This window comes from Sphingomonas sp. G5 (assembly GCF_052660795.1).
In genome coordinates, this window is record NZ_CP109660.1 from 2,700,772 (window position 1) to 2,723,941 (window position 23,170).

Sequence of the window (23,170 nt, forward strand, 5' to 3'; positions counted from 1 at the left end):
TCCTTCCTCACACGCGAGCGGATCATCCGCCTCCCACGTTAGAGCGGGGAAGCGGATGATCCGCGGGGGTTTACACCAGCTGGTTACTTCGTGACGTCGGCGCCGAAGTACTTGTCGCTGATCGTGGCGAGGGTTCCGTCGGCGCGGAGTTCGTCGAGCGCTCCGTCGACGGCATCCGCCAGCTTGTCCTGGCCCTTCTTGAAGGCGAAGGCGCTCTCGGAGGAATCCTCCGTGGTGGCGGCGATCTTCAGGCCGGTCGGGCTGTTGGTCTTCTCGTAGTCGAGGTAGGTGAGCTGGTCGTTGACCGTGGCGTCGACGCGACCCTGCTTGAGCAGGGCGACGGCCTGGGCCCATCCCTCGACGGCCTCGACCTGGGCGCCGCTCGACGTCGCGAGCTCGTACCAGTTGCTCGTGAGCGACTGGGCGGTGGTCTTGCCCGACAGGTCGGCGAAGCTCGAGATGGCGTTGTCGCTGTCGGTCGTCACGATGACGCCGCGCGAGACGGTGTACGGCGAGCTGAAGGTGTACTTCTCCTGGCGCTCGGGGTTGATCGAGACCTGGTTGGCGATGACGTCGAAGCGGCCGGCATCCAGGCCCGCGAAGATCGCGTCCCACTGGGTCTCCTGGAACTTCACCTGCAGACCGAGCTTGTCGGCGACGGCCTTCGCGATCTCGACGTCGAAGCCCGTCAGCTCGCCCGCACCCTCGTGGTACGAGAAGGGACGGTAGGTACCCTCGGTGGCCACGGTCAGCGTGCCGCCGGAGATCAAGCCGAGATCCGACCCCGCGTCGGGGTTCGCCGCTGTGGAACCGCCACTGCAGGCGGTCAGCGCGAGGGCGCTGAGGCCGAGGGTGGCGGCGAGGACGGTCAGACGGCGACGGGGCATAGCTGTTCCAGACATGTGTGAGTGGTGTGGGGGGGTACGCGGTGCAGGCGTACCCTCCAGCAGAACACGCTCGGGCGCGACGGTCTTCCCACATGACGCCGTATTGCACGATCGTGCAGGCGCAGTGCCGCCCCGAAACGCGAAAGCCCCGCCGACACGAGGTGCGGCGGGGCTTTCGGTGACCGATGTCAGACGATGACGTTGACGTCCAGCGGGATGCCGGGACCGAAGGTGGTCGAGACGGCGCCCTTCTGGATGTAACGACCCTTCGAGCTCGAGGGCTTGAGGCGGACGATCTCCTCGAGAGCGGCCTTGAGGTTCTCGTCGAGCTGCTCGGCCGAGAACGATGCCTTGCCGACGACGAAGTGCACGTTGGCGTGCTTGTCGACGCGGAACTCGATCTTTCCGCCCTTGATCTCCTCGACGGCCTTGGCCGGGTTGGGGGTCACGGTGCCGGTCTTGGGGTTCGGCATGAGGCCGCGGGGTCCGAGGACCTTACCGAGGCGACCGACCTGGCCCATGAGCTCGGGGGTCGAGACGGCGGCGTCGAACGACGTGTAGCCGGCCGCGACCTTCTCGATGAGCTCGGTGCCACCGACCTCGTCGGCGCCGGCGGCGAGAGCCGCCTCGGCCGCGGGGCCGTTGGCGAAGACGATGACGCGCGCGGTCTTACCCGTGCCGTGGGGGAGGATGACCGTGCCGCGGACCATCTGGTCGGCCTTACGGGGGTCGACCGAGAGCTTCAGCGCGACCTCGACGGTCGAGTCGAACTTCTTCGAGCCGGTCTCCTTCGCGAGGGCGACGGCCTCGGTCGGGGTGTAGAACGTGTCGGCCGCGATCTTCTCAGCTGCGGCGCGGAATGCCTTGGACTTGGTAGCCATTGTTATCTCCCTCAGTCCTCGACCGTGATGCCCATGGAACGGGCGGTGCCGGCGATGATCTTCGAGGCGGCCTCGATGTCGTTCGCGTTCAGGTCGGGCTGCTTCGTGGTGGCGATCTCGCGAACCTGGTCCTTGGTGAGCTTGCCCACCTTGACCGTGTGGGGCGTGGACGAACCCTTGGCCAGTCCAGCCGCCTTCTTGATGAGCTCCGCCGCCGGCGGGGTCTTCAGGATGAAGGTGAAGCTGCGGTCTTCGTAGACCGTGATCTCAACGGGGATGACGTTGCCGCGCTGGGCTTCGGTCGCCGCGTTGTAGGCCTTGCAGAACTCCATGATGTTGACGCCGTGCTGACCGAGCGCCGGACCGATCGGCGGTGCGGGGTTGGCCGCGCCTGCCTTGATCTGGAGCTTGATCAGGCCGGTCACCTTTTTCTTGGGTGCCATATCCTTTTCCTCTCTCGAGCGGAAACCTCGCGGCTCCCTCTCTCCCGCACGCCCGGCGGTTCCGGACAGCGGTCGTTGCGCACTGACGCACGCAACCTTGCCATTGTACGCGACGTCGGGGCTTTCGGCATCCCGCGCCGTCCGTCCCCGCGGCCATCGCGCGCCACCGTCCCCGCGCCGCGCCCTCCCCCGCGCCGCGCCCTCCCCCGCGCCGCGCCCTCCCCCGCGCCGCGCCCTCCCCCGCGCTCCGCCCTCCCCCGCGCTCCGCCCTCCCCCGCGCTCCGCCCTCCCCCGCGCTCCGCGCTCCGCGCTCCGCCCTGACGCATAAACGCGATCCGCGCGCATAAACGCGTGTGCATCGTGTTTATGCGCGCGAGGAGCGTTTATACGAGGACCCTTCGCGAGTTATCCACACCCCGCGGCACGCACCCGCCCGCGAACTGGCACCCTCACCGGATGGACATCGTTCCCCGATCGCTACGCGCCTCCCCGGCACCACTGATCCGCGCCTCGCACGCGCCCCGATCCGGACCACCGTTGTGGCGAGACGAATCCCTGCTCCGCGTGCGCGCCGGTGTGTACACGGTCCGCGCCGCATGGGAGGCACTGAAGCCGTGGGAGCGCTACCTCGTTCGGGTCCATGCGTTCGCTTCGGCGAGACAGGATGCCGTGTTCTCACACGAGTCCGCCGCCTCGCTGCTGGGACTCCCCGTCTTCGGGCACCCGCGAGCGATCCACATCTTCGACGGACGCCGGTCGAGATCGGTGACGTACGGCGACGTCACCGTTCACACGAGCGCCGACGAGAGAACGAACTGCTCGATCGCCGGCATCCGCGTGAGCGCCATCGAGGACGTCGTGATCGACCTCGCCCGGGTGCTGCCTCCCGCATTCGGGCTCGCCGTCGCCGATGCCGCGGCCCGGTCTTTCGGCCTCGACACCCCGCGATTGCTCGATCTCGCCGCCGCGCAGCAGACCACGTTCGGGGCGCGACGCGCGCTGTGGGCGCTGTCGCGCGCGACGCCGCTGGCGGAGTCACCGGCAGAGTCGGTCAGTCGAGCGGTCATCGAGTGGTGCGGGTTCCCCACCCCCGCGCTCCAGACGGAGCACGGCGTCGACGGACGCATCTACCGGTCGGACTTCTGCTGGCCTGAGCGGAAGATCATCGGCGAGGTCGACGGGTGGATGAAGTACAGCGACACGGATGCCGCCGCAGCGGCCGAGGCCGTCCGGGCCGAGAAGCGCCGTGAGGACGCTCTTCGACGGCAGGGGTGGCACGTCGCCCGGTGGGACTACGCGGGAGCTCTCCGCGTCGAGGCGCTGCGTGGCGCCCTCCTCTCCGCCGGGCTGCAGCCCGTGCGTCGCTCCGAGGGGGCCGCCCTGGTCTCCGTCGGGAGGAACACCCGCTCGATGTGACACGCATAAACGCCATTCACGCGCAGAAACACGTGGACATCGCGTTTATACGAGTGGATCGCGTTTATGCCTGGGTTCGGGGCGGGAACGGCGAACGCCCCGGGCGCGGCGCGGGGGCGGCGCGGGCGCGGCGCGGGCGCGGGGCGGCGCGGGGCGGGGCCGCGCGGGGCGGGGCGGCGCGGGCGCGGGGCGGCGCGGCGCGGCGCGGGCGCGGGGCGGCGCGGGGCGGGGCCGCGCGGGGCGGGGCCGCGCGGGGCGGGGCACGGCGTTCGGGGCGGGAACGGCGAACGCCCCGCCGGCCGGAGCCGAGCGAGGCGTTCGCGAAGACGCGGGAGCGTCAGATCATCTTGGTGACCTGGTCGAACGACAGCTCGACCGGGGTCTCGCGCTCGAAGAGCGACACGAGCACCGTGAGCTTGCCGCTCTCGGGCTTGATCTCGCTGATCGTGCCGGGCAGACCCGCGAACGAGCCTTCCTTGATGGTGATCGTCTCGCCGGTCTCGAAGTCGACCTCGGCGGGGATGACACGGGCCGTGGTGGCCGAGCCCTTGGCGGCGGCACCCTTGACGGGGGCGGCCTCCTTGACCTCGACGAGGCTCTTCAGCATGTTGAAGGCTTCTTCGAAGCGCAGCGGGGTCGGGTTGTGGGCGTTGCCCACGAAGCCGGTGACACCGGGGGTGTGGCGAACGACCGACCAAGTGTCTTCGTTGAGGTCCATGCGCACCAGCACGTAGCCGGGGATGCGCACGCGGTTGACCATCTTGCGCTGGCCGTTCTTGATCTCGACGACGTCCTCCATGGGGACCTCGACCTGGTAGATGTCGTCCTCGACCTCGAGCGTCGACTTGCGCTGCTCGATGTTGGCCTTCACCTTGCGCTCGAAGCCGGCGTAGGAGTGGATGACGAACCACTTGCCGGGGAGCGAGCGCAGCTCGGTGCGGAACGCCTCGTACGGGTCGGCGTCTTCGTCGGACCCGGTGCCGTCGACATCGGCGGGCGACTCGGCAGCCTCGGCTTCGTCGATCTCGCTCGAGGCGGCGGCGACCTCGTCGACGAAGTCCTCGTCGAGCACGGGAGCGTCGGGCTCGCCGTTGACGTCGGGACCGTCGTAGGGGGTGACCTCGTCGGCGGCCTCGGCAGCCTCTTCCGCCTGCTCCTCCGCGAGGGAGTCGTTGAGGACCTCGGCGGCGGCCTCGGCCTCGCTGGTCTCGTCGATCTCGAGAGCGTCGTTCACGATCGCGTCCGCCTCCGGGTCGGTGATGTCGATGTCGCCGAGATCGGCGTCGTCGGTGTCGGTCTCGTCGTCGACGATGTGGACCGCGGCGTGCTCGGCCGAGTCGGAGGCGCGCTCCTGGGACTCGAGCACGTTGCCCTCCTGGGCTTCGTCGTCCTCGCTGGACTGCTCGGCGGCCGTCGCCCAGTCGGCGTCGTCGACATATCTTTCAGACACTGTGATCTCTTCCGTTCAGAGGCGGCCGCTCTCGGCGCCGCGCGTCCGTCCAGACGCCGGTCAGGCGCCGGCGGTACCGGGGACGCCGAAGACGGCGGTGGTGATCCACACGAACAGCACGTCGAGGCCGTAGACGATCGCCATCATGACGACGACGAACCCGAGGACGACGGCGGTGAACTTGATCAGCTCCTGCCGCGTCGGCGTGACGACCTTGCGCAGTTCTGCGAAGACCTGACGAATGAACAGGGCGATCCGCGCGAAGAAGTTGAGCTTCTTCTCGCGGGGCGCGCCGCGCTCGGCGACGATCTCACCCTTCGCCTCGTCCTGCGTCATCGAACCACCTAGGTCTGTTGTCTGTGCCAGCGTGCGCTGTGCGCAGGGCGGACAGGAATCGAACCTGCAACCTGCGGTTTTGGAGACCGCTGCTCTGCCAATTGAGCTACCGCCCTAAGATCCCGAGGGATCCAGGATGCGAAATCCACGCGCTTCCGCCTGGAATCTCCCGGGGGAGGGATGCCACGCGCCCGGGGGCACGGCGAAAGAATGCAGATTTCGACTGCACTGCAAGTGTACGGCATCGGGCGGACCGCCGACGAACGGAGCCCCCCGGCAGTCTCACGGCGAGCGCTCGTGGATAGGCTGGGAAACGGTCGCCACCTTGGCCCCCGACTCATCGGCGACCGGTGAGAGTTCAGGAGCATCCCGATGAGTTCGCACGCGCCCGCCCAGCACTTCCAGGTCGATCTGCGCGGCGTCATCGACCTGTTGAGCCGCCACATCTACTCCGGTCCCCGCGTGTTCCTGCGCGAGCTCCTGCAGAACGCCGTCGACGCGATCGCCGCGCGTCGAGAGGTCGACGGCGGCGGCGGTCGCGTCCGGATCACCCCGATCAGCGCGTCATCCGATGAGTTCGTCCTCCGCGACGACGGGGTGGGCCTGACACTCGACGACGTGGCGGATCTGCTCGGGACGGTGGGCCGCAGCTCCAAGCGCGATGTGTTCGATCTGCCGCGCTCCGACTTCCTCGGGCAGTTCGGCATCGGCATGCTCTCGTGCTTCATGGTGTGCGACGACATCGTCATCCGCTCCCGCAGCGCCCGTGGCTCCACGCCCGTGCAGTGGAGGGGGCGCACGGACGGGACCTTCGAGGTCGGCGCCGCCCCCGACGACACCCCGGTGGGGACGAGCGTGCACCTGCGCCCGCGCGGCGACAGCCGCGCGCTGTTGAGCACCGCTACCGTCATCGAGCTGGCCGAGACCTTCGGGCGTTTCCTCCCGATCTCGGTGAGCGTCGACCTCCCCGCCGGCGGCGAGACGACCATCACCGCCGCTCCCCCGTTCCTCGGCGATGACCGCGAGGAACAGGCGGCGTACGGGCGCGAACTGCTGGGCGCGGAACCGCTCGCGATCATCCCGCTCGCCGTCCCCGCCACTCAGACACGCGGCCTGGCCTTCGTGCTGCCGTTCGCCCCGGCATCCACCGCTCGTCAGAGCACGCGGGTGTACCTGCAGCGCATGCTGCTCACCGAACGCGCCGAGGATCTCCTCCCGGACTGGGCGTTCTTCGTCCGAGCGGTGGTCGACTCGGCGGGACTGCACCCGACGGCGAGCCGCGAGGCGCTCGTGGCGGACGACGCGCTCGAGCAGACCCGGACGGAGCTGGGGGATGCCATCCGCCGGTGGATTCTCGACCTCGCGCTCAGCGATCCCCTCCGCCTGGCGCAGGTCGTGAGCGTGCACGAGGTCGCGCTGAAGTCGCTGGTCCGCCACGACGACGAGCTGGCGCGGTTCATCGTGCCCTGGCTGTCGGTCGAGACGAACGTCGGACGCCTCCGCATCGACGACCTCGTCGGGCGCTCCTCCCCCGTCCGGTTCGCCGAGTCCGTCGAGGCGTTCCGACAGGTCGCGAGTGTCTCCCCGGCCGGCTCGATCCTCGTCAACGGCGGCTATCTCTACGACGACGAACTCATCCGGATGCTTCCCGAGGTCATGCCCGACGTGCGCGTCGAAGCCGTCGACGTCGTCGACGAGATCGACCGTCTCGACCCGCCTCCATGGGATCAGCGCGCGCTCGCCCTCGCCTTCGAGGAACGCGCTCGTGATGCCCTGGGCGCCGTCGAGGTGGTGGCACGCGCTTTCGAGCGCGCGGAGACGCCCGCCCTCTTCGTCGCCGACCCCGACGTGCTGCGCGCACTCGACCGCGGGCGCGCGCGCAGCGCGGGAGGATCGCTCTGGGCCGGAGTGCTGGATCGTGCCGAGCGCGCCGGTGCGCGGCCGCTCGACCAGGCACACGACAGGCCCGCCTCGCGTCTGTGCGTGAACTGGACGAACCCGACCGTGCAACGCCTCGCGCATGCCCCCGAGGGGCGGGCTTTCGCCGCGGGCGTGCAGGTGCTCTACGTGCAGGCGCTGCTCGCCGGTCACCATCCCCTCGGAGGGGGAGACCGGGCGCTGATGTCGTCGGCCCTCGCCGATCTGATCGAGCTCGCAGCCTCTTCCCCCGACCCCCTCACGAAAGGACCCGAATGACCGCCGCCGCCGAGAGCATCCGCGCTCTGTTCGACGAGATCGACCGGACGCCATGGGGTCCCCGGGAGCGCGCCCTCGTGGCCGAGGCCGTGGCCCGCGCGCAAGAGAGCGGTGACGCGCGCCTCGAGTACGAGGCACGCCTGCGTCAGACCTCGAGCGCCAACATGATCGGCGACACCGATCTCATGCTGACCTCTTTCGCGTGGTGCCTCGCGCAGCACGACGCCGATCCCGAACGTTTCCCCGCCGAGCTGGAGCCGGCCGGCGATCTGCTCTGGCAGTACAAGTGGATGGCCGGTGCCCTGCGCGGCTCGCCCGAGTTCTCGAGCGAGCAGATCGACGCCGTTCTCAATGACATGGAAGAGCACTACCACCGCGCCGGCGTCGGGCCGAGCGGTGCGATGATGGCGCGATTCGAGGACGCGTGGGCGGCCGGCCGCATCGACGAGGCCGCTGCTCTCCGCGAACGCCTCGAGGCGACACCGCGTGACGAATACAGCCACTGCGACGCCTGCGTCCGCAGCCAGTTCGCCGGGTTCTTCGCCGAGACAGGGCGCGAGGACGAGACCATCCGCCTCGTCGAAGAGATGGTCGAGGGCGGCTTCACGTGCGGCGAGGAGCCCGAACGCGCTCTCGCTCTCGCACTTCTGCCCCTGTTGCGAGCGGGCCGCCTGGATCAGGCCCGCGCGTTCCATCTGCGCAGCTACCGGCTGGCGAGGGAGAACCCCGACAACCTCACGATCATCGCCGACAACGTGGTCTTCTGCGCGCTGACCGGCAACGAGGCACGCGCCCTGAGCCTCGTCGAGAAGCACCTGCGGTGGTTGGCCCACGACGGTCTCAACGCCGAGGCGCACCAGGAGGCCTTCGCCGCCTTCGCGCTGGCTCTCGACGCCGTGACCCGCGCCGGCCACGGAGACACCCCCGTACGGGGATCGGATGCCGCCGAGCTCGCGCCGCTGCTCGGTGGGCGCGAGGCGATGCTGGCGGCATCCGAGCTGGCCTCCCTGTGCTGGGCACGGGCCGACGAGATCGCGGCGGCATTCGATCGACGCAACGGCAACGACGCGCACGCACGCCGACTGGAGCGCACGCGAGCGCTCGAGCGAGAGCACTACGACGTCCCGCTGTCGTCGTCGGGTTTCTCCGCCCCGGCCGCCGCCCCTCGTGAGCGGAACCTCGCCGAACGCATCGAGCGCGCCCAGGTGCTCGCCGCCGTCGGCACCCCGACCGCGATCGACGCCCTCGCCGACGTGCTCGACGACGCCGACGCCGCCGATCGCGTGACCCTGACCTTCGCGCTCCTGCGCGCGCTCGTCGCCGAAGCACGCCACGGCGACGCTGCAGCCGTGCTCGAGGCGCGCGTGGAGGCTCTGCGCGCGCTCGGACGAGACGATCGTGCCGACATCGAGGCCGAACGTGGCCCTGCCCTGTTCGGTGTCGACGACGAGGTCGCTCGCCGGACACTCGATGCTCACCCCGACGCTCCCGCTGACTTGACGGCTCACCTGCTGACGGTCATCGCCTTCCGCCACCTCGTCGAGAATCGGCTCGACGATGCCCTCGACGCGAGTCGCCGCGCCCGGGATCTGTACGCGCGGGAGGGCGATATCGAGCGCACGCACGCCCTGACTCATCTCGAGGCGGATGTGCGACGAGCGGCAGACGAGCCCGAGCGGGCGCTCGAGGTGCTCGACGCGCTGCTGTCCGAGGACACGGTCGCCCCGGGGCGACGCGTGCGACTGCTGATGGATCGGGCGACGATCCAGGATGCGCTGGGCGAGCCCCGGAGGGGTGCCGACGATGCCGACGAGGCCGCGCGACTGCTCCTGGTCTGGGACGTCGACGACCACGCCGTCGCGAGCGCCCTGTCGTTGGGCGCGCAGCTCGCGGAACGCGCGGGCGAGAACGACCGAGCCGTCGCCGGCTACCGGGTCGCCCTGCAGCGCCTCGAGGCCACGGGTGAGCCGACCACCGGGCTTCTCTACGGGCTGGGCCGCGCCCTCCTGGCTGCCGGCGCCCCGCACGAGGCGATCGAGGTGATCGACGACGTACTCGAACGGGAGACGGCGGCGAACGAGGCACCGGGGTCGCGGGCCATCACGGTGGGGCTGCTCGCTCGAGCCTTCGAGCACGCCGAGGAATGGGGCAACGCCCTGCGCGCGTGGGAGATCACGGCCGACCTGCACGTCGAGGCCGAGGAGCCGGCCCGCCGCGCATCGGCACTCGTGGCCCGTGCGCACCTGCTCGGTCGGCTCGGCGAAGAGGACGAAGCGGTCGAGACGTTGACGACGGCGGTCGCGGCCGCGCGAACCGACCCCGACAATCGCGGCATGCTCGCCGATGCCCTGCACTCCCTCGCCCAGGCCAAGGCCCAACGCGGGGACGACGACGCCCTCGCGATGCTGGACGAGGCGCTCGAGATCGGTCGGGCCGACGAGGCGGGATGGCTCGTAGCCGACCTCCTCGACACGCGCGCGCGGATCCTCGGCGGCACCGGTCGCATCGACGAAGCGGTCGCCAACGCCCTCCAGGCGGCCGACGGATTCCTCGCCGCCGGGGGCGCGCCGCAGGCGGGAGCGTCGGAACTCCTCGCGGCCCGGATCCTGCGGGATACGGAACGCATCGAAGAGGCCGCCGCGGTGCTGCGCTCGGCTCACGAACACGCCGAGGGACAGGAGCAGCTGCGCCAGGCGATCGCCATCGACCTCGGCGACGCCCTCGAGGCGCTCGGCCGCCACGGCGAGGCGGCGGAGGTGCGCAGCACACTGCGCAGCTGACGGGGTCCTCACGAACGACGACGGCGGCACCTCCGGGTGCCGCCGTCGTCGTTCGTGAGGTCAGGCCGTACGGATGAGCTTCTTGTTGACGAACTCGTCGGCCGCCAGCAGGCCCATCTCGCGCGAGGTGCCGCTGCGCTTGACCCCGCCGAACGGCAGCTCGGGCGAGTCGGCGAGCACGACGTTGACGTAGACCATGCCGGCCTCGATCCGATCGGCGATGCGCTGAGCCTGCTCGGCATCCGTCGTGAAGACGTAGGAGCCGAGACCGTAGCCGGTGTCGTTCGCGAGGTCGACGGCCTCGTCCTCGCTCGAGACGCGGTAGACGGTGCCGACCGGGCCGAAGAACTCCTCGCCGTAGGCGTCCATCTCGCGCGTGACACCCGTGAGCACGGTGCCCGGGTAGAACGCGCCGTCACGGGTGCCGCCGACCTCGACCGTGGCGCCCTGCGCGACCGCGCGCTGCACCTGCTCGTCGAGACGCTCGGCCGCAGCCAGCGACGAGAGGGGGCCGAGGACCGTGTCGTCGGTGAACGGGTCGCCCACCTTGGCCTCGCCGAGCGCAGCCGAGAACTTCTCGAGGAACGCGTCGTAGAGCTCGTCGATCACGATGAAGCGCTTGGCGCCGTTGCAGGACTGACCGTTGTTGTCGAGACGGGCGTCGACGGCTGACTGCACCGCGGCATCCAGATCCTCCGTGGAGAGCAGGATGAACGGGTCGGATCCGCCGAGCTCGAGCGCGACCTTCTTGAGGTTGCGACCGGCGATCTCCGCCACCGCCGCCCCCGCACGCTCGGACCCCGTCACCGACACGCCCTGCACGCGGCGGTCGGCGATGACGGTCGCCGCCTGGTCGTTGGTGACGCGGATGTTCACGTACGCCCCCTCGGGCAGGCCCGCGTCGCGGTAGATCGCCTGCAACGCCTCGGCCGATTCGGGGCACTGGGGCGCGTGCTTGAGAAGGATCGTGTTGCCGACGGCGAGGTTCGGGGCGGCGAAACGGGCGACCTGGTAGTACGGGAAGTTCCACGGCATGATGCCGAGCAGCACTCCCAGCGGAGAGCGGCGGATCACCGCCGTACCCTCGCCCAGGATGTCGAGCGGGCTGTCGCCGGTGATCTTGTCGATGTTGTCGGCGTAGTACTCGGTGATGTCGGCGGCGAAGTCCACCTCGCCGAGCGCCGCCTCGAGGGGCTTGCCCATCTCGCGGACGATGATCGCGGCGAGGTCGTCGCGGCGCTCGCGGTGCAGCTGGGCGACGCGGCGCAGGCCCTCGGCGCGCTCGGCCGGGGCGGTGCGCGACCACACGCGGTATCCGTCGTGGGCGGAGGCGATCGCCGCTTCGACTCGGGAGTCGCTCAGCGTGTCGTACTCGGCGAGGGTCTCACCGGTCGCGGGATTGACGACGGCGTAGTCGCTCATGGTGCTCCTTTTCGTTTCGTTGTCAGGACGTGATGCGGCGGCGGGCGCTGGCGGGGGCTTCTCGACCCAGGGTCTCACCGCGGAAGAAGCCCGGGCTCGCCACGCGCTGGGCGATCATGAGAACGAGTCCGACCACGATGATCACCACGGTGATCACGAACACGAGACCCACGCCGCCGATCTCGGAACCCGAGCCGTAGTCGGGGCTCGCGCTGTCGATGAGGGTGGTCACGAACAGCACCGCGAGGATCAGCCCGCCGACGAGGGGAGCGAGCAACGTCAGGAAGACGTTGCGCACCGAATCGAACCATTGCCTGCGGAAGTACCAGACGCACGCGAAGGCGGTCAGGCCGTAGTAGAAGCAGATCATCGCGCCCAGGGCGGTGATGGTGTCGGTGAGCACGTTCTCGCTCAGCACCCGCATGACGGCGTAGAACGCCGACGCGACGATCGCCGAGGCGACGGTGGCGTAGCCCGGGGTGAAGAAACGGGGACTGACCCTCGCGAATTTCTTCGGCAAAGCGTCGTAGTGGGCCATGGCCAGGAGCGTGCGCGCGGGCCCCACGAAGGTCGCCTGCAGCGAGGATGCCGAGCTGGTGAGCACCGCGAGCGAGACGAGGAACGCGAGGGGTCCCAGAATCGGGCCCGACAGGTGGAAGAACACGTTCTCCTGGATGTCCTCGTTGCCCAGGCCCAACTCCCCCGTGCCGTTGCCCGCGAACATGAGCAGCGCGACGGCGATCAGCAGGTACAGCGCGACGATCAGGAACACGGTGACGGTCGCCGCACGACCCGGCGTCTTGTCGGGATCCTTCGTCTCCTCGTTCATCGTGAGGATGACGTCCCACCCCCAGAAGATGAAGATCGACAGCGAGAGCCCGGCGGCGAACGAGCTGAAGGACGAGACCTCGAAGGGGTTGAACCACGACGCCTGCACGGGACTCGCGTCGAAGGCGTTGCCGTTCATCATCTCGACGACGGCCGCGCCCGCGAAAATCAGCAGAACGAGGATCTGGAAACCGACCAGGCCGTACTGCAGGCGCTGGGTGGTCTGCAGGTCGCGGTACGACACGATCGTGGCCAACAGCATGAAGATCAGGCAGACGGCCACGTTGATCGGGACCACACGGGTGAGCTCGGCGATCTCGGCGTTGCCGGTGAGCTGCGCGATCAGCAGGAACAGGAAGTCCACGGCGATACCGGCCAGGTTCGACAGCACGATGACGGTGGCGGCGATCAGGCCCCAGCCCGCCATCCACCCCACCCACGGCCCGAAGGCGCGGGCTGCCCAGGTGAAGGAGGTGCCGGCATCCGGCATTCGCGAGTTCAGTTCGCGATAGCCGAGGGCGACGAGGAGCATCGGGATGAAACCGACGAGGATGATCGCGGGCACCTGGAAGCCCACGGCCGACACGGTCGGGCCGAGGGCTCCGGTCAACGTGTACGCGGGGGCGATCGTCGAGATGCCGATGACGACGGCGCCGATCATGCCGATCGAGCCGACCCGCAGTCCCTTGTTCGAGATGCCGGTGGTGACGGCGCTGTCCGGTGCCGGACTCGCCTCGTTGCGAGAACTGGTCATGAGGAGGCCTCCGAGGTGCGCGGCACCACGATCATGGGGACGGGAAGGGCGCGGAGGATGCGCCCCGCGGTGGAGCCGAGGAACAGACGGCGGGGCTGCGCGAGACGGCTCGAGCCCACGAGGGCCACCTCGCCCGACTGCCAGTCGATGCGCGAGACGGCGTCTTCGATGTCGGAGCCCGCACCGACGACGGCCTCGACCTCGATCTCAGCGGGAAGCGCCGTGCGGGCGGCGTCGAGCACGCTCTCGGCGTGCGCGTGACCGGCCAATCTCGTCAGGGACGCATCGACGCGGCCGGGCAGGTCCACGCCCGCGAGCGAGAGGAGCCGCAGGGGCGCTTTCGCCCGACCGGAGAGGGATGCCGCGGCGTCGAGCAGGACCTCGGCTCCGGGGCGCGTGCCGATCGCGGCGGTGACGCGCGGCAGCCCGACAGCCGGGTCGACCTCGCGCGCTCCCTCGGGGGCGAGCGCGACGGGGACGGGCGCGGAGTGGACGAGCTCTTCGGCGGTGGTGCCGAGGCGATGACGGCCGCGGGATCCGCCCCCGCCGGTGCCGACGACGATGACTCCGGCGTCGAACTCCTCGGCCGCCGCCACGAGTCCGTCCGACACCGCCTGGGCGAAGCGGACGTGACCGCGGATACCGGGGTAGGGCGCGACGGCCTCGCGCAGCCAGCCGCGGGCGGTGTCCTGCACGAGGCGCTCGTAGCCGGCATCCGTCGGGATCGACACGTTGTTCTCGGCCGAGGGCAGTACGACGACCGCGTGCACGGGGGCGTCGAGAGCGGCACCCAGCCGTGCGCCGAGCGCGAGGGCGTCGGCTCCCGCATCGGTGGCGGTGTAGCCGACCACCACGCGACGGGCGGTCACCCGCGCGTCCGCTCGAGGATCTCCTCGGCCGCACGGCGCCCCTGGCGGATCGCTCCGTCGACGTGCTGGAAGCCGGCTCCGGCCATGTCGCTGCACGCGAGGTGGATCGCCCCCACGGGCTCGCGCAGGTCGGCCCCGTAGCGGTGCAGCCCGCCCATGTCGAAGCTCGCGGCGTACGCACCGCGCGTCCACTCCTCGGTGCCCCAGTCGCTCTCGTAGTACACGACGGGGTTCTTCGCCTCGGGACCGTAGTAGTGCGACAGCGACTCGAGGATGCGCTCCTTGCGCTCCTCGGCGCTGAGGCGGAACAGGTCGTCGGCGTTGTGGTCCGAGACGAAGCCCACGAGGGTCCCGCGCTCGTCGCCGTGGTTGGTGTTGTCGTACGCCTCGTGCGCGAGCTCGTAGGGGCTGAAGGCGGTGCCGGACAGACCCTTCTCGCGCCAGAACGGGGTCTCGTACACGGCGTGGACCTTGATGACGAAGCCCATCGAGATGTGCTGGTGCATCTGGTGCTGCAGGCGCGGGAGGGGGGGCTCGAACGAGATGCGCGAGTACAGCACCGGCGCGAGCGCCAGGATCGCGAAGCGGGCGCGGACCGTGACGCCGTCGGCGATCACGGTGACCCCCGCCGAGGAGGTCTTCGCGGCCTCGACGCGGGCGGTCAGCGCGCGCAAGTCGTCGACCCGCTGGCCCGTCGCCGAATCGGCGGGGCGCTCGGGCGTCGCGACGGCGTCGCCCCAGATGATGCGGCGCACCGGCTGGTTCAGCAGCACGTCGTCGCCGAGGCGCTCGGCGAGCAGCTCGGGAACCTGCTGCAGACCCCCCGCGACGCGCTTGTCGAGGATGAAGTCGGCGTCGACAAGATTCGAGTACGAGCCCGCGGATGCCGCCATGTGCAGCGACTGCAGCAGCGAGAACGTGTGCGTGGGCTTGGTCAGCATCGCCGAGCCCGTGGCGAACGCAAGGTTGCGGACGGCCTCGTCGTCGTCGGTCTGCTCGCGCAGCCAGGCGTCCCACGAGATCCTGTCCCACTCGGCGGCCCGCGGGTGCGCCCACGGCCGGTCGGGGTCGATCTCGGCGACCATGGCGTCGAGGCGCGCGGTCACCTCGTCGATGACCTTCTCGGTCTCGGGCGCGACGGGGAACATCTCTCCGGTGAAGCGCTTCGTCTCGCCGTCGGGGCCGACGTAGACGCTGTCGCCCTCGCGGTAGCGGCTGTAGGTCGACAGCCCCAGGTCGGCGACGGTGTCGATGAGCGCCGTCTGGTCGGGCGACACCCACTGTCCGCCCAGCTCGAGCATCGCTCCGTCGATCACATCGGTCCACAGGCGCCCGCCGACGCGGTCGCGCGCCTCGAGCACCGTGACCGAGAGACCGGCCTTGCGCAGGTCGTTGGCGGCGGTGAGGCCGGCGGCGCCGGCTCCGATGACGACCACGTCTCGGGTGATCTCGTCCATGAAAGCGTCCTTACTTGTCGTGCGGAGTCGAAGGTATGGCCCCGACGGCGGCGGAGTTCGGGTCGACACCGCCGCCGGGACGTTCGTCAGTTGCGGGCGAGGGCGGCCGCGACCACGTCGAGACCCTCGTCGAGCAGGTCGTCGCCGATCGTCAGCGGCGGGAGGAAGCGGATGACGTTGCCGTAGGTGCCGCAGGTGAGCACGATGACGCCTTCGGCGATCGCGGTCTTCGCCACGGACGCGGTGAGGGCAGCGTCGGGCGCACCCGTGGTGGGGTCGACGAACTCGGCGGCGATCATCGCGCCGTGTCCGCGCACGTCGCCGATGCGCGGGTCGGCCTTCTGCAGCTCACGCAGGCGCCCCTTCAGAAGCTCCCCGATCTGCTGGGCGCGCTCGACCAGGCCCTCGTTCTCGAAAGCGTCGATCGAGGCCAGCGCCGCGGCGCACGCGATCGGGTTACCGCCGTAGGTGCCGCCGAGTCCGCCCGTGTGGGTGGCATCCATGATGTCGGCGCGGCCCGTGACGGCCGCGAGCGGCAGGCCGGCGGCGATGCCCTTGGCGGTGGTGACCAGGTCGGGGACGATGCCGAAGAGCTCGCTCGCGAACATCGCGCCGGTGCGCGCGAAGCCCGACTGCACCTCGTCGGCGATGAAGACGACGCCGTTGGCGCGGCACCAGTCGACGATCGCGTTGAGGAAGCCGTCGGCGGGGACGATGAAACCGCCCTCGCCCTGGATCGGCTCGATGATGACGGCGGCGAGGTTGTCGGCGCCGACCTGCTTCTCGATCAGCGAGATCGCCTTGGCCGCGGCATCCGGGCCCGACGATCCGTCACGGAAGGGGTAGGACAGCGGCGCACGGTAGACCTCCGCCGCGAAAGGACCGAAGCCGCTCTTGTACGGCATGTTCTTCGCCGTGAGCGCCATCGTCAGGTTGGTGCGACCGTGGTAGGCGTGGTCGAAGGCGACGACGGCCTGGCGTCCGGTGAACTTGCGGGCGATCTTCACCGCGTTCTCGACGGCCTCGGCGCCCGAGTTGAACAGGGCGCTCTTCTTCTCGTGGTCGCCCGGGGTGAGGCGGTTGAGAGCCTCGGCCACCGCGACGTACGAGTCGTACGGCGAGATCATGAAGCACGTGTGGGTGAAGGCCGCGACCTGCTCCTGAACGGCCTTGACCACGGCAGGGTGGGCGTTGCCGACGCTGGTGACGGCGATGCCCGAGCCGAGATCGATGAGCGAGTTGCCGTCGGCGTCGACGACCACTCCCCCACCCGCGGCGACGGCCTGGATGGGCACGGTATGACCGACACCGGATGCCACGGCGACGGCCTTGCGGTCCAGCAGCTCCTGCGAGCGCGGGCCGGGGATGGCGGTGACGAGGCGGCGCTCCTGGGCGAGGGACGGACCGCCGACGAGGGGAAGGGTGTCGAGGCTCATGGCGCGATGCTACGGACGCCGTCACGAGACATGCACTCTCCTCCATGTACAGTCACAGGCACCGTCGTATACGAGTCGTACAGGAGCTGCCATGGTCGACACCGCCGTCGCCCCGCCGAGTCTGCGGGCCCTCCTCGCCCGCCGCGACCTGCACCTGCGCCTGGTGACCGGTGAGGACGAACTGTCACCGGGGAGCATCGACCGCCCGGTGAGGTGGGTGCACTCCAGCGACCTCGTCGATCCCACGCCGTTCCTCAGCGAGGGCCTCGTGCTGCTGACGACGGGGACGCAGTTCGTCGACACGGCCGACTACACGGCGTACGTGGATCGGCTCGTCGCCCGCGGCGTGCGGGCGCTCGGCTTCGGTACCGAAGTGGTGCGCGACGGCATCCCGGCGGGACTCGCCGCGGCCTGCCTCACCGCGGGGATGCCGCTGTTCGAAGTGCCCTACCGCACGCCCTTCATCGCGGTGGCCCGGGCCGGCGCCGAGGCGATCGCCGCCGACGCCTACGCCCGCCGCAGTTGGTCGCTCGCCGCTCAACGCGCCGTCTCTCTGGCGGCCCTCCGCCCCGACGGGCTGACCGCCACCCTGGCAGAGCTGTCGAGGCAGCTCGACTGCTGGGTCGGGCTGTTCGACGCGGCCGGGGCCCTGCGCACCGCGTACCCCGCCGGTTCCCTCGCCACCCCGGCGGTCGACGCGGTGACGACGGAGGTGACCACGATGCTCCGCCGCGGGACGCGAGCGGCATCCAGCCTGCGGGTCGCGGGATCCGCCGTGAGCCTGCAGACCCTCGGGCGGGGCGGGCACCTGCGCGGAGCCCTCGCGATCGCCGCCGACGACCTCGACCACGAGGCGCGCAGCGTCGTCACGGCCGTCGTGGCCATGGCCGCCCTCGCCCTCGAACAGCAGGACGGGCTGAGCCGGGCGATCGGTACGTTCCGCGCCGGGCTCGTGCAGTCGCTCGGCACCGACGATCCGACCCTCGCGCGGCGCGCGTCGCGCGACCTGTTCGGCCCCCTCCCCTCGGCCCCGGTGCTCGTCGCCCTGACCCCTGGCACGTCGTCGCGATCCGCCGCCCTCGGCGAGTGGCTCGAGATGCGTGCCCAAGAGGGGCGCGGCGAGATGTTCTTCGGCCGCGGGGACGACGGACTCGTCATCGTCGTGCCCACCGCGGGACGCGCGCTGCTGGAAGAAATAGCCGACCGCTTCGAGATCGTCGTCGGGTGCTCCGCCCCCACCGGCTACGACGCGTTCTCGAGCGCCCTCGCGCAGGCGCGTACGGCGCGCGAGCGGCTCTCGGCGCCCGGGGTCGCCGACTTCGCCGACACGGCGCGCGCGGGGCTGCTCGCCGCCCTCGGTTCCGAGGCCGCACGCAGTGTCGCGGCGGGCGCGCTCACTCCCCTGCGCGCCCACGATGAGGCACAGGGATCCGCGCTACTCGAGACTCTCGACGCCTGGCTCGCCCACGATTGCTCGCACGAGGCCACCGCCCAGGCCCTCGGCATCCATCGCCACACCGTTCGCGCGCGCATCGGTCAGGCCGAGCGCGTGCTGGGCCGCGACCTGTCGTCGTTCGCCGCGCGGGCGGAGATCTGGACCGCCCTGCGGCTCGCGGAGTAGCGGGGTCGGGCCCGGGCCGTCGGGCGGAGTCCGTGCCCGACACGCCGGGCGCCGGCATGCCGAGTCGGCGTGTCGGCCGCATGACGGCACGGACGAACGCCGCGGCGGAACGGGGTGCCGCAGGACCGGGCCCCGGAACCTCAGCCGGCGTCGCCGAGGTTGTCGGACAGGATCTCGAGCACGCGCTCGCGGGCGAGGTCGGCGTCGCCCGCCCGGGCGCGAGCGACGGCGTCGACGAACGCCTCGGCGAAGACCGCGTGGGCGATGCGGGAGGTGTGCTCGAGCTCGTCGCGGAAGGTCCCGCCCGAGGCGAGGACGAGCGACAGATCGGCGCGCTCGGTCAACGGCGAGGCGACGAACGAGGTCAGGGCGATCACGCGCGCTCCGGCCGCCCGTGCCGCCGAAGCCGCCCGCAGGCTCGCCTCGTTGGCGCCCGAACCGCTGATCACCACGCACACGTCGTCGGGCGACAGGTGGCGCGCGGCGATCTGCTGACCGATCGGGTCGCCGAGAGTCTCGGCCGGGCGCCCCACGGCGGTCAGGCGCATCGCGAGGTCGGTCGCGACCGGGGCGGACAGGCCGCTCGCGACGACGAGCAGGCGCCGGGCGGTCACCACCGCTTCTACCGCGGCGTCGACCCCGTCGGCATCCAGCAGGCCCGTGGCGGTGCGCAGGTCGTCGGCGATGCGATCGATCGACGAACGGATGCCGCCGAGGGCGCCGTCCTGGGCGACCGGGGGCACCGCGCGACGGCCACGTTCGGCCGCGAGCGCCACGCGCAGTTGCGGATAGCCGCGGTACCCGAAGGTCTGGCAGGCGCGCACCACCGTGGATCGCCCCACCCCCACGCGATCGGCGATCTGCTGCGCGGTGAGTTCGATCACGGCATCCGGATCGTCGACGATGAGATCGGCGACGCGACGCTCGCTCGGCTGGAGGGAATTGCGGACGGCCGCGATGCGGGCGGTCACGGGGACCTCAGCGGACACGCGGACCCTCCATGATGCGGCGGCGGATGCGGCCCGAGACCGCGTCGATCGCGACGGTGACGACGACCACGACGATCAGGAGCATCCCGACCGTCGACCACTCACGGTACTGGGTGTACGAGGTGAGCATGTCGCCGATTCCGCCGACCCCGATCAAGCCGAGGACGGCCGACGCACGCACGTTTATCTCGAAGCGGTACAACCAGAACGACAGGAACGTCGGCGACGCCTGGGGCCACACGCCCCAGCGGAGCACCTGGGCGGTGGAACCGCCGGCCGCGCGGGCGGCCTCGATGGGGCCCGGCGCGACGTTCTCGACGGCCTCGTAGCCCCACTTGCCGAGCGTTCCGACACCGCCGATCGCGAGCGCGAGCGCGCCGGTGAGCGGGGTGAGTCCCGTGACCGACAGGATGATGATCGCGAACACGAGCTCGGGGACCGCCCGCACGAGCGAGAAGACGAAGCGCAGCACCGCGCGCACGGGCGCCGGTCCGAAGCCGCGCGCCGAGATCAGCGAGAGGGGGGTGGCGATCAGGATGCCGAGCACCGTACCGATCCACGCCATCTCGACGCTGCGCCAGGTCTGCCACAGAGCCTCGGGGAGCTTCGACCAGTTCGGAGAGCCGAACATGAGCCCCAGATAGCGCGCGATCTCGGCGGGCAGCTCACCGAGCCGCGACCACGCGATGTCGGCGGACCAGAACGCGGCGATCACGATGACGCTGACGACGACCCACGACAGGGTGCGCAGGGGGCGCCGGCGGCGGGGCGGCACGACGAGCGCGGCGGGTCGTGCGGGGGCGAGGGCGGTCATACGAGCCTCCGGCGGATCGCGTCACTGACGGTGTCGAGCACGACGACGATCACGAGGATCTCGACGATGACGAGCGACAGCTGGTCGTAGCGGTAGAAGGTGCGGACGGCGTCGATGAGCAGGCCGATACCGCCCGCGCCGACGAGCCCCAGCACGGTGGACGCGCGCACGTTCAGTTCGAAGACGTAGAGCGTCTGCGACACGAAGGCGGGCCAGGTGTCGGGGAGGGCGATCGCGCGGTTGATCTGCGTCTGCGTCGCGCCCGCGGCGCGGCCGGCCTCGAGGGGGCCGAGGTCGGTCGCGTCGATGGACTCCGAGACGAGTTTGACGATGATGCCGACGTTGAACAGCACCAGCGCCAGGATGCCGGGAAGAGCCCCCACCCCGACCATGGCGACGAGCACCGCCGCGTAGACGAGCTCGGGAACGGCACGGACGACGTTCAGGATGCCGCGCACCGCCGCCCGCGTCGGGGTGAAGGGGTTCGTGGGCCGGGCCGCCCAGAAGCTCACCGGCAGAGAGATCGCGGCACCCACCGCGGTGCCGATGACCGCCATCTGCAGTGTCTCGAGGATCGGACCGACGGTGCGCGGAAAGAACGACCAGTCGGGGGTGAGCAGTTCGCCGACACGCAGCGCGCCCTGCTGCCAGTTGCGCGCGATCGCGGCGACGTCGAGGCCCACCCCGACCACGGGCAGGCACATGAAGACGGTCACCGCGACGACGACGCTCGCGGCGGTCCACGGCATCCATCGCCCCTTCGGACGCGGCGGAACGGTCAGCACCGTCATCGCTCGAGCCTGTCGGCTGCGGTCACCGAGCGGCCGTAGATCTGCGCGAAGTCGTCATCGGTGGCGGATGCCGCGGGGCCGTCGTACACGATCTCTCCGGCGCGCATGCCGATCATGCGCGTGCCGTACTCGCGGGCGAGATCCAGCAGGTGCAGGTTGACGAGGACCGTGATGCCGAGGTCCTCGTTGATGCGACGGAGGTCGTCCATGACGCCGCGGGCCGTGGGCGGGTCGAGGCTCGCGACCGGTTCGTCGGCGAGGACGATGCGCGGCTGCTGCGTCAGCGCGCGGGCGATGGCCACACGCTGCTGTTGCCCGCCGGAGAGGGCCGACGCGCGGTCCCAGACCTTGGGCAGGAGGCCCACGCGGTCGAGGGCCTCGAACGCCAGGCGACGGTCGCCCTCGCGGTAGGCGCCGAAGAGCGTGCGCCAGAGGGGGGTGTGAGCCAGACGACCGACGAGCACGTTGTTGAGCACCGTGGTGCGCCCGGCCAGGTTGAAGCTCTGGAACACCATGCCGATGTGCCCGCGGAGTTCGCGCAGTCGACGACCCGAGGCGCCGTCGACGCGGCGACCACCCACTTCGACGATGCCGGAGGTCGCGGGCACGAGGCCGTTGATCGTGCGGATCAGAGTCGATTTGCCGGACCCCGAGAGCCCCACCACGGCGATGAGTTCTCCCGGCGCGATGTCGAGCGAGACGTTCTTGAGCCCCACCGTGCCGTTGGGATAGCGCACCGAGACGCCGTCGAGGCGGATGCCCCAGGGCGCCGAGGCCAGAGCCTCGACGCCCGGGGTGAGCGTTCCGGTGGTCACTGGAGCCCGAGCTGCTGAGCGGCGCGGGCGACCACGTCGAGCGACGAGGGGTCGGCCGGGGCGAGCTTGGTGATCGAGTACACGGCCTTGAGGGCGGCGGAGCCCTCGTCGGTCGCGGAGTAGTCGGCGAGCGCCGTCGAGATTTTCTGCTGCAGCTCGGGCGAGAGGTCCTTCGACACGGCCACCCCGTCGTTCGGGATCTCGTTGGTCAGGCCGAAGACGACGACCTTCTGGCCCACGTCGGACTTGTCCTTCTTCACCAGGGTGCGGGCGTCCCAGAAGCTGAAGCCGACCTCGGCGTCGCCGTTGTAGACCGCGAGCACCGAGGCGTCGTTGGCCGTGACGGGCACCTTCTGGAAGCCGCTGTCGATGTCGACGCCGGCCTCTTTCAGCGCGAGCATCGGGTAGATGTAGCCGGCGGGCGAGCCGGGTCCGAGCACGGCGACCTTGGCGCCGGCGATCTTCGAGATGCTGTCGAGACCCGCGGGGCCCTGCAGGGCGTCGGCACCGTTGCAGAACGACATGCCGTCGCGCTCCACGACCGGGGTCTCGCAGTACTTGTCGGGGTTGTTCGTCATGAACTGGCCCGGGTAGGTGATGTTGCCGTTGCGCTCGGTCTGCAGCACGACCGAGGCGCCGTAGCGGTCGTTCGCCTGCCACAGCTGCAGCGAGGGGAGGAAGCCGATCTGCGCCTGGCCCGCCCCCATCGCCTCGACGGCGGCCTGGTAGTCCTTCGACACGACCCCGGTGACCGGGATGCCGAGCTTCTCGGTGAGCATGTCGGTGAGGGGCTTCGCGGTGTCGACGAGGTTCGCCTGGTCCTGCGAGGGAACGAGCGCGAGCACGAGCGAGCTCGGGTCGGCGGCGGGACCGGAGGCGGCGCCCGCGGTTCCGGAGCAACCGGCCAGGGCGATCGAGGCGAGGGCGGCGGTGGCGAAGGCCGCGGCGAGACGGGTGCGACGAGTGTTCATGATTCCTCTGCGGT

The 23,170-nt window shown here is 70.6% G+C and carries 19 protein-coding genes and 1 tRNA gene; 4 read left to right on the plus strand and 16 right to left on the minus strand.

Features of this window, described 5'->3' with window-relative positions:
- Window positions 1-83: 83 nt before the first annotated feature.
- The 3 genes from NE358_RS12995 to rplK form a co-directional block, all read right to left on the minus strand.
- Window positions 84-902 (minus strand): amino acid ABC transporter substrate-binding protein, encoded by an 819-nt coding sequence (locus NE358_RS12995; protein ID WP_499317921.1) that lies wholly within the window; start codon window positions 900-902, stop codon window positions 84-86.
- A 173-nt stretch (window positions 903-1,075) separates the two neighbouring features.
- Complete coding sequence (rplA, locus tag NE358_RS13000; RefSeq protein ID WP_094734955.1) at window positions 1,076-1,768, minus strand: 50S ribosomal protein L1; 693 nt, start codon at window positions 1,766-1,768, stop codon at window positions 1,076-1,078.
- A gap of 11 nt (window positions 1,769-1,779) precedes the next feature.
- Window positions 1,780-2,211, minus strand: coding sequence for a 50S ribosomal protein L11 (rplK, locus tag NE358_RS13005; protein WP_013585556.1), 432 nt, complete (start codon window positions 2,209-2,211; stop codon window positions 1,780-1,782).
- A gap of 669 nt (window positions 2,212-2,880) precedes the next feature.
- On the opposite strand from rplK, the gene NE358_RS13010 reads away from it, so the two are divergent.
- Window positions 2,881-3,627, plus strand: a complete 747-nt coding sequence (locus tag NE358_RS13010) for a PDDEXK family nuclease (RefSeq protein ID WP_147301853.1) — start codon at window positions 2,881-2,883, stop codon at window positions 3,625-3,627.
- 337 nt (window positions 3,628-3,964) lie between these two features.
- On the opposite strand, the gene nusG is transcribed toward NE358_RS13010, so the two are convergent.
- The 3 genes from nusG to NE358_RS13025 all read right to left on the minus strand — a co-directional run bounded on the left by nusG (window position 3,965) and on the right by NE358_RS13025 (window position 5,529).
- Window positions 3,965-5,077, minus strand: coding sequence for a transcription termination/antitermination protein NusG (gene nusG, locus NE358_RS13015; RefSeq protein ID WP_289939162.1), 1,113 nt, complete (start codon window positions 5,075-5,077; stop codon window positions 3,965-3,967).
- 60 nt (window positions 5,078-5,137) lie between these two features.
- Window positions 5,138-5,413 (minus strand): preprotein translocase subunit SecE, encoded by a 276-nt coding sequence (secE, locus tag NE358_RS13020; RefSeq protein WP_056230372.1) that lies wholly within the window; start codon window positions 5,411-5,413, stop codon window positions 5,138-5,140.
- Window positions 5,414-5,456: 43 nt separating this feature from the next.
- Window positions 5,457-5,529 (minus strand) — tRNA-Trp (locus NE358_RS13025).
- Window positions 5,530-5,785: 256 nt separating this feature from the next.
- Here NE358_RS13025 and NE358_RS13030 point away from each other — a divergent pair.
- Together NE358_RS13030 and NE358_RS13035 are read left to right on the plus strand one after the other, a co-directional pair.
- Window positions 5,786-7,609, plus strand: coding sequence for an HSP90 family protein (locus NE358_RS13030; RefSeq protein WP_289939166.1), 1,824 nt, complete (start codon window positions 5,786-5,788; stop codon window positions 7,607-7,609).
- Complete coding sequence (locus tag NE358_RS13035; protein ID WP_289939168.1) at window positions 7,606-10,389, plus strand: tetratricopeptide repeat protein; 2,784 nt, start codon at window positions 7,606-7,608, stop codon at window positions 10,387-10,389. The genes NE358_RS13030 and NE358_RS13035 overlap by 4 nt, the downstream gene beginning before the upstream one ends.
- A gap of 60 nt (window positions 10,390-10,449) precedes the next feature.
- Here NE358_RS13035 and NE358_RS13040 read toward each other — a convergent pair whose 3' ends face one another.
- From NE358_RS13040 to gabT, 5 genes are all read right to left on the minus strand, one after another.
- Entirely contained in the window at window positions 10,450-11,811 is a 1,362-nt protein-coding gene (locus tag NE358_RS13040; RefSeq protein WP_289939170.1) for an NAD-dependent succinate-semialdehyde dehydrogenase, read from the minus strand.
- A gap of 22 nt (window positions 11,812-11,833) precedes the next feature.
- Entirely contained in the window at window positions 11,834-13,393 is a 1,560-nt protein-coding gene (locus NE358_RS13045; protein WP_103205963.1) for an APC family permease, read from the minus strand.
- A complete protein-coding gene (locus NE358_RS13050; RefSeq protein ID WP_289939172.1) occupies window positions 13,390-14,262 on the minus strand; it encodes a universal stress protein in 873 nt (290 codons plus the stop codon). The genes NE358_RS13045 and NE358_RS13050 overlap by 4 nt, the downstream gene beginning before the upstream one ends.
- Complete coding sequence (locus NE358_RS13055) at window positions 14,259-15,719, minus strand: flavin monoamine oxidase family protein (RefSeq protein WP_103205961.1); 1,461 nt, start codon at window positions 15,717-15,719, stop codon at window positions 14,259-14,261. Before NE358_RS13055 ends, NE358_RS13050 begins: the two co-directional genes overlap by 4 nt.
- Window positions 15,720-15,805: 86 nt before the next feature.
- A complete protein-coding gene (gene gabT, locus NE358_RS13060; RefSeq protein ID WP_289939174.1) occupies window positions 15,806-17,155 on the minus strand; it encodes a 4-aminobutyrate--2-oxoglutarate transaminase in 1,350 nt (449 codons plus the stop codon).
- Between the two features lie 91 nt (window positions 17,156-17,246).
- Here gabT and NE358_RS13065 point away from each other — a divergent pair, with 91 nt between their 5' ends.
- Window positions 17,247-18,776, plus strand: coding sequence for a PucR family transcriptional regulator (locus NE358_RS13065; RefSeq protein WP_289939177.1), 1,530 nt, complete (start codon window positions 17,247-17,249; stop codon window positions 18,774-18,776).
- A 140-nt stretch (window positions 18,777-18,916) separates the two neighbouring features.
- On the opposite strand, the gene NE358_RS13070 is transcribed toward NE358_RS13065, so the two are convergent.
- Genes NE358_RS13070 through NE358_RS13090 form a run of 5 tightly spaced genes read right to left on the minus strand, consistent with a single transcriptional unit; the run spans window position 18,917 to window position 23,156 of the window.
- Window positions 18,917-19,765 (minus strand): MurR/RpiR family transcriptional regulator, encoded by an 849-nt coding sequence (locus NE358_RS13070; RefSeq protein ID WP_103205958.1) that lies wholly within the window; start codon window positions 19,763-19,765, stop codon window positions 18,917-18,919.
- Window positions 19,755-20,579 (minus strand): phosphonate ABC transporter, permease protein PhnE, encoded by an 825-nt coding sequence (phnE, locus tag NE358_RS13075; protein WP_289939180.1) that lies wholly within the window; start codon window positions 20,577-20,579, stop codon window positions 19,755-19,757. Before phnE (NE358_RS13075) ends, NE358_RS13070 begins: the two co-directional genes overlap by 11 nt.
- On the minus strand, window positions 20,576-21,370 hold the full coding sequence (gene phnE / locus NE358_RS13080) for a phosphonate ABC transporter, permease protein PhnE (protein WP_103205956.1): 795 nt from the start codon (window positions 21,368-21,370) through the stop codon (window positions 20,576-20,578). The genes phnE (NE358_RS13075) and phnE (NE358_RS13080) overlap by 4 nt, the downstream gene beginning before the upstream one ends.
- Window positions 21,367-22,185 (minus strand): phosphonate ABC transporter ATP-binding protein, encoded by an 819-nt coding sequence (gene phnC, locus NE358_RS13085; protein WP_103205955.1) that lies wholly within the window; start codon window positions 22,183-22,185, stop codon window positions 21,367-21,369. Before phnC ends, phnE (NE358_RS13080) begins: the two co-directional genes overlap by 4 nt.
- The gene (locus NE358_RS13090; protein ID WP_103205954.1) at window positions 22,182-23,156 is read right to left on the minus strand and encodes a phosphate/phosphite/phosphonate ABC transporter substrate-binding protein; all 975 of its coding nucleotides are present in this window, start codon (window positions 23,154-23,156) and stop codon (window positions 22,182-22,184) included. Before NE358_RS13090 ends, phnC begins: the two co-directional genes overlap by 4 nt.
- Window positions 23,157-23,170: the final 14 nt, after the last annotated feature.

Excerpts from the sequence above, each read along its gene's own strand:
- phnE (WP_103205956.1), bottom strand. The coding sequence starts at position 21,370 with ATGACGGTGCTGACCGTTCCGCCGCGTCCGAAGGGGCGATGGATGCCG.
- rplA (WP_094734955.1), bottom strand. The coding sequence starts at position 1,768 with ATGGCTACCAAGTCCAAGGCATTCCGCGCCGCAGCTGAGAAGATCGCG.
- NE358_RS13065 (WP_289939177.1), top strand. The coding sequence starts at position 17,247 with ATGGTCGACACCGCCGTCGCCCCGCCGAGTCTGCGGGCCCTCCTCGCC.
- NE358_RS13055 (WP_103205961.1), bottom strand. The coding sequence starts at position 15,719 with ATGGACGAGATCACCCGAGACGTGGTCGTCATCGGAGCCGGCGCCGCC.
- rplK (WP_013585556.1), bottom strand. The coding sequence starts at position 2,211 with ATGGCACCCAAGAAAAAGGTGACCGGCCTGATCAAGCTCCAGATCAAG.
- phnE (WP_289939180.1), bottom strand. The coding sequence starts at position 20,579 with ATGACCGCCCTCGCCCCCGCACGACCCGCCGCGCTCGTCGTGCCGCCC.
- NE358_RS13040 (WP_289939170.1), bottom strand. The coding sequence starts at position 11,811 with ATGAGCGACTACGCCGTCGTCAATCCCGCGACCGGTGAGACCCTCGCC.
- NE358_RS13090 (WP_103205954.1), bottom strand. The coding sequence starts at position 23,156 with ATGAACACTCGTCGCACCCGTCTCGCCGCGGCCTTCGCCACCGCCGCC.
- NE358_RS12995 (WP_499317921.1), bottom strand. The coding sequence starts at position 902 with ATGTCTGGAACAGCTATGCCCCGTCGCCGTCTGACCGTCCTCGCCGCC.
- gabT (WP_289939174.1), bottom strand. The coding sequence starts at position 17,155 with ATGAGCCTCGACACCCTTCCCCTCGTCGGCGGTCCGTCCCTCGCCCAG.
- NE358_RS13030 (WP_289939166.1), top strand. The coding sequence starts at position 5,786 with ATGAGTTCGCACGCGCCCGCCCAGCACTTCCAGGTCGATCTGCGCGGC.
- NE358_RS13035 (WP_289939168.1), top strand. The coding sequence starts at position 7,606 with ATGACCGCCGCCGCCGAGAGCATCCGCGCTCTGTTCGACGAGATCGAC.
- NE358_RS13045 (WP_103205963.1), bottom strand. The coding sequence starts at position 13,393 with ATGACCAGTTCTCGCAACGAGGCGAGTCCGGCACCGGACAGCGCCGTC.
- secE (WP_056230372.1), bottom strand. The coding sequence starts at position 5,413 with ATGACGCAGGACGAGGCGAAGGGTGAGATCGTCGCCGAGCGCGGCGCG.